This window comes from Pseudescherichia vulneris (genome assembly GCF_902164725.1).
Classification (GTDB): domain Bacteria; phylum Pseudomonadota; class Gammaproteobacteria; order Enterobacterales; family Enterobacteriaceae; genus Pseudescherichia; species Pseudescherichia vulneris.
The window spans coordinates 380,256-384,065 of the sequence record NZ_LR607338.1 but is presented as its reverse complement, the minus strand read 5'-3'; the positions used below and the strand labels follow the sequence as shown (position 1 = coordinate 384,065).

4 protein-coding genes are annotated in these 3,810 nt (G+C 50.8%); 1 reads left to right on the top strand and 3 read right to left on the bottom strand.

The annotated features are described in order from the left end of the window. On the bottom strand, window positions 1–410 hold a 410-nt coding region (locus FN633_RS01435), incomplete at its 3' end, for an ASCH domain-containing protein (RefSeq protein WP_154058788.1). A gap of 80 nt (window positions 411–490) precedes the next feature. Here FN633_RS01435 and FN633_RS01430 point away from each other — a divergent pair. Further along, window positions 491–1,009: a phosphoribosyltransferase gene (locus tag FN633_RS01430; RefSeq protein WP_154056490.1), complete on the top strand. Its 519-nt coding sequence runs from the start codon at window positions 491–493 to the stop codon at window positions 1,007–1,009. Window positions 1,010–1,072: 63 nt separating this feature from the next. Here the strand turns inward: FN633_RS01430 and FN633_RS01425 are convergent, their stop codons facing one another. Continuing rightward, window positions 1,073–2,350, bottom strand: a complete 1,278-nt coding sequence (locus FN633_RS01425) for a PTS ascorbate transporter subunit IIC (protein ID WP_144816041.1) — start codon at window positions 2,348–2,350, stop codon at window positions 1,073–1,075. Between the two features lie 199 nt (window positions 2,351–2,549). Continuing rightward, window positions 2,550–3,810: sensor domain-containing diguanylate cyclase (locus tag FN633_RS01420; protein WP_243731467.1), on the bottom strand; the 1,261-nt coding region annotated here is incomplete at its 5' end.

Genomic DNA, 3,810 nt, shown 5'->3' with positions numbered 1-3,810 from the left:
CAGATTATCTCAACCACTTCAAACTCTTCGGCAACCAGTTCCATCTCTTCAGAGAAGCTCCCTGTCTGCGTAAAGAAGCGCTGATGCTCCGTGCGCCAGTATGCAAGGCTCAGGTCACCTTCCCCCTCTTTACAGGCAAAGGCGTCGTCAACGTCGCAGAATCTCACCAGCCGCAGCGACGTCATGCGAATAACGCATACTGGTTCCTGGTTACCATTGAGAATAATATGGTAGCTGCCTACTGCCGGTGACGCGCTGTCCGCCTGGTATGACGCTAACGAGCCGCACGAAGCTGTCTTTTTTCCCTTCACAACCAGGTCGGCCAACTGGTTTGCCAGCTCGACGCTGTCGCCAATGGACCACGCGGGTGCATTGGGATATTTTGCCTGTAAGCTTTCGACTGAAGTCACACTTTGTCCTTAATTATTAATCAGATAGTTTGAAGTTTGCGGTAAAGTGTATTAATAACATACAAGACGAAGGAAGCACAATGGATAACCGTTACATGGGTGAGCTGGTTTTAGATGAAACTGCCATTGCCGCAGGCGTAGCGCGCGTCGCGGCGTTGCTCAACGATAATTATCATGATGCCGTGGTGATTACCGTGGTGCCAGGCGGCATCCTTTTTACTGCCGATCTGGTCAGAAAGCTGGAGTTTACGGTGGCGATGGAGACGATATCCTGCCCGCATACGCCCGGCGACCGCAGCAATCAGTCGGCGATTATGTTTCACCCCACTATTGATATTAACGGCAGAGATGTGATTGTTATCGATGATGCCATCGAGTCCGGCGGCACCATGAAGCGGCTGGTAGCGTATCTCAGCACAACCTATGCACCGAAGTCGTTAGCCATTGCCACGCTGTTCGTTAAACCCGGCAGAATCGATATTCCCTTTAAGCAGTTTTACGCCTATGAGATGGAGAGTGACGATCTTCTTATCGGCTATGGCCTGCCGTGGGAGAACAGATTCCGCAATATCCCTTTTATCTCAAAACTAAGGCGTTAACGTTATCGACTCAGGTTTAAAAGGCAGCCTCTCTTCCCTTAATTAGCTGCCTTTCTCCACAACTTAACTCACGATACGCAGTAGATAATCCAGGATCAGCGATGGCAGCGTAAAGTCGGGATCGGCAAAGGTCACGCCCTGCGCGCCCAGCTGCGAAAAGATCGGTAGCGTCAGCGCTGGCAGCACGCACAGCAGTAAGCCATTGATGCTGCTGGCGATCACCGCGCCACGGAAGCCGCCGGTTGCATTACCGAAGATCGCCGCCGCGCCGCCGGTAATAAAGCTTGCCATAATCCCCGGAACGATAATCGGCAGTCCAATGAATGGGAAAAGAAAAATACAGACCAGCTCAATGGAGAAGCTGATTAAAAAGCCAATCAGCGTTGCGTTGGGTGCTTTGGTAAACAGGACCATCACGTCGACTGCCGGTACCGAGCCCGGGGCAAACACGCGCGCAAAACCTTTGAACGCCGGAACAATCTCGGCGGTAAACAGGTTTACCCCCGCCTTCGCCAGATAAAGCCCGCAGGCAAAGGTGGCCGACTGTTCAAGAATAAAGATCACCACGTTCTTATCACCGGCACCCGCACCATAGACCACGGTCATCGCGTCTTTAATTTGCGGCTGAGTGGCAAAAATACAGGAGATGAGCAGCAGAACCAGCATGGTCAACAGTGTGGCAATGTTGGGTTCACGAATAAAATCAAACTTACTGCTGATATTAAGATGTTCTGTATCGTTCTGCTTATTACCAAACCATTTCCCCATATAGGAGCCCATCACATAGGATGAGATCGCCGCGTGAGAAATAGCATACTCATTTGAGCCTATGATTTCCCGGCTAAAACGGCTGAGGATAAAAGGCGACACGGCCATATAGGTGCCAATCAGCAGCGAGGCGATAACAATCATCATCGTGTGGCTGAAACCAAACTGCAGCAGCACAGCAGTGATGGCAAAGGCCATAAACAAAACCAGGTGTAATGAGAGGTAGATAAACTTGAAGCGGGTAAATCGAGCTAAAATAATATTTAAAATCATAGCAAACAGCAGGATAAGCGCCGCGATAGAGCCCAGCTTATCAATGGTAGCCGCCATAATTGCTTCGTTACTTGGCACGACCCCAACAATATTAAATGCTTTGGAAAACAGTGAGCTAAAGGCTGTCAACACCTTCATTAAAATGCTGCCGCCTACTTTAATCATGGTAAAACCGATAAACGATAAGAACGTACCGGTAATTAAGCGAGAAATTGATGCTTTTTGAAATAACAAACCCAAGAATGCCACGATCGCGATAATCACCGCGGGCGTTTTCACTAACCCTAAAAGTATATCCATTATTGTGATCCCATAAGGCACAGCTATTTATACAGGTTGATATTTTTCAGCTATAAAAAACGCAGGAGATACTATCACCCTGCGTTACGATCAATCTGTCGCGCCGATCACAAAAAGAAATACTATTTTATAAAAATAGAAATAGCGTTTCATATTAAAAAAGTAAAATAATTTCGCGCACTTTAACAAGTGAAGTTAATTATTTGTGAATATCCGAAATAACCGCGCGGTCACGCCCCGCCATTTTCGCACTATAAAGTGCGGCATCGGCCCCTTCTTTCAACATGCGCGCATCCTCATCGCTGCCACGCGGGATGAGGCTGTAGCAACCTGCGCTGAGCGTCACCACTTTCGTCCCGGTCAGCGACTCGTTGTGCGGCAGCTGAATGGCGCGCACGGCGGCGACGGCAAGCTCGGCAATGGTGAATGCCGCTTCACGGTCGGTATTCGGCAGAATAATCGCGAACTCCTCTCCGCCGTAGCGGGCAATAAGATCGGACTGACGCAGGTTTAGCTTCTGCAACACCTCACCCACCTGACGCAGGCAATTATCACCGGCCACATGGCCGTAGGCGTCGTTATAGCGTTTGAAGTAGTCAATATCCAGCATGATCAGCGAGACGGGCTTGCCGGTCAGCAAGGCGGCTCGCAACGACTGGGAGAGAAAAAGATCGAACTGGCGTCTGTTTGCCAGCCCCGTCAGGCCATCGGCCAGCGCCATAGTTTGCAGCGTATGGTTAATACTGGTCAGCTCATCCCGCAGCGTGGTCAACTCCGTCTGATCCCTGACGTTAACCCTCACGACGCGAAAAATGAGCGCGCCCATGATCAGGGTGCCTAACAGCAGCATGGCGTTAAGAACAATATCCGGTAGGCTCTCGTGTAGCCAGCTACGCCATAGCGCTGGCTTATCATATCCCGCAGCCACCACCAGCGGGTAGCGCTCAAGGCGAGCGAAACCAAAGATGCGCTCAACGCGATCGATACCCGACTGCCACGTCGCATTGCCACGATCATGGCGGATCAGCTCCTGAGTAAAAAGCGGGCTTCGGGAGAGGTTACGGTTGATGACATCATCATTAAACGGGCGAGCATAGAGCACCGTCGCATCAGTGCTGAGGATCGCCAACAGATCGCGTTCCCCTAATTCAAAGTAGCTGTAGAACTGGCGGAAGTAATCGATTTTCACCGTCGCCAGGGCTACGCCGTCAAAGCCGCCAGCGGCATCATTCAGGCGCAGCGACACGGGGATAATAAGATCGCCCGTAGATCGGCTGCGGATCACGTGCCCAATATGCACGCTGCCGTGGCCGTTTTTACGGTGATAAATAAAATATTCCCGGTCAGCGTTATTGGTGATGGCAGGCTGGCGGCCAAACGACGTCGATTTCATATTACCCTGTGAGTCGTAGACAAACAGGCCATGCAGCTGCGGCAGGCGCTCTTTGATCTCCGAAAGA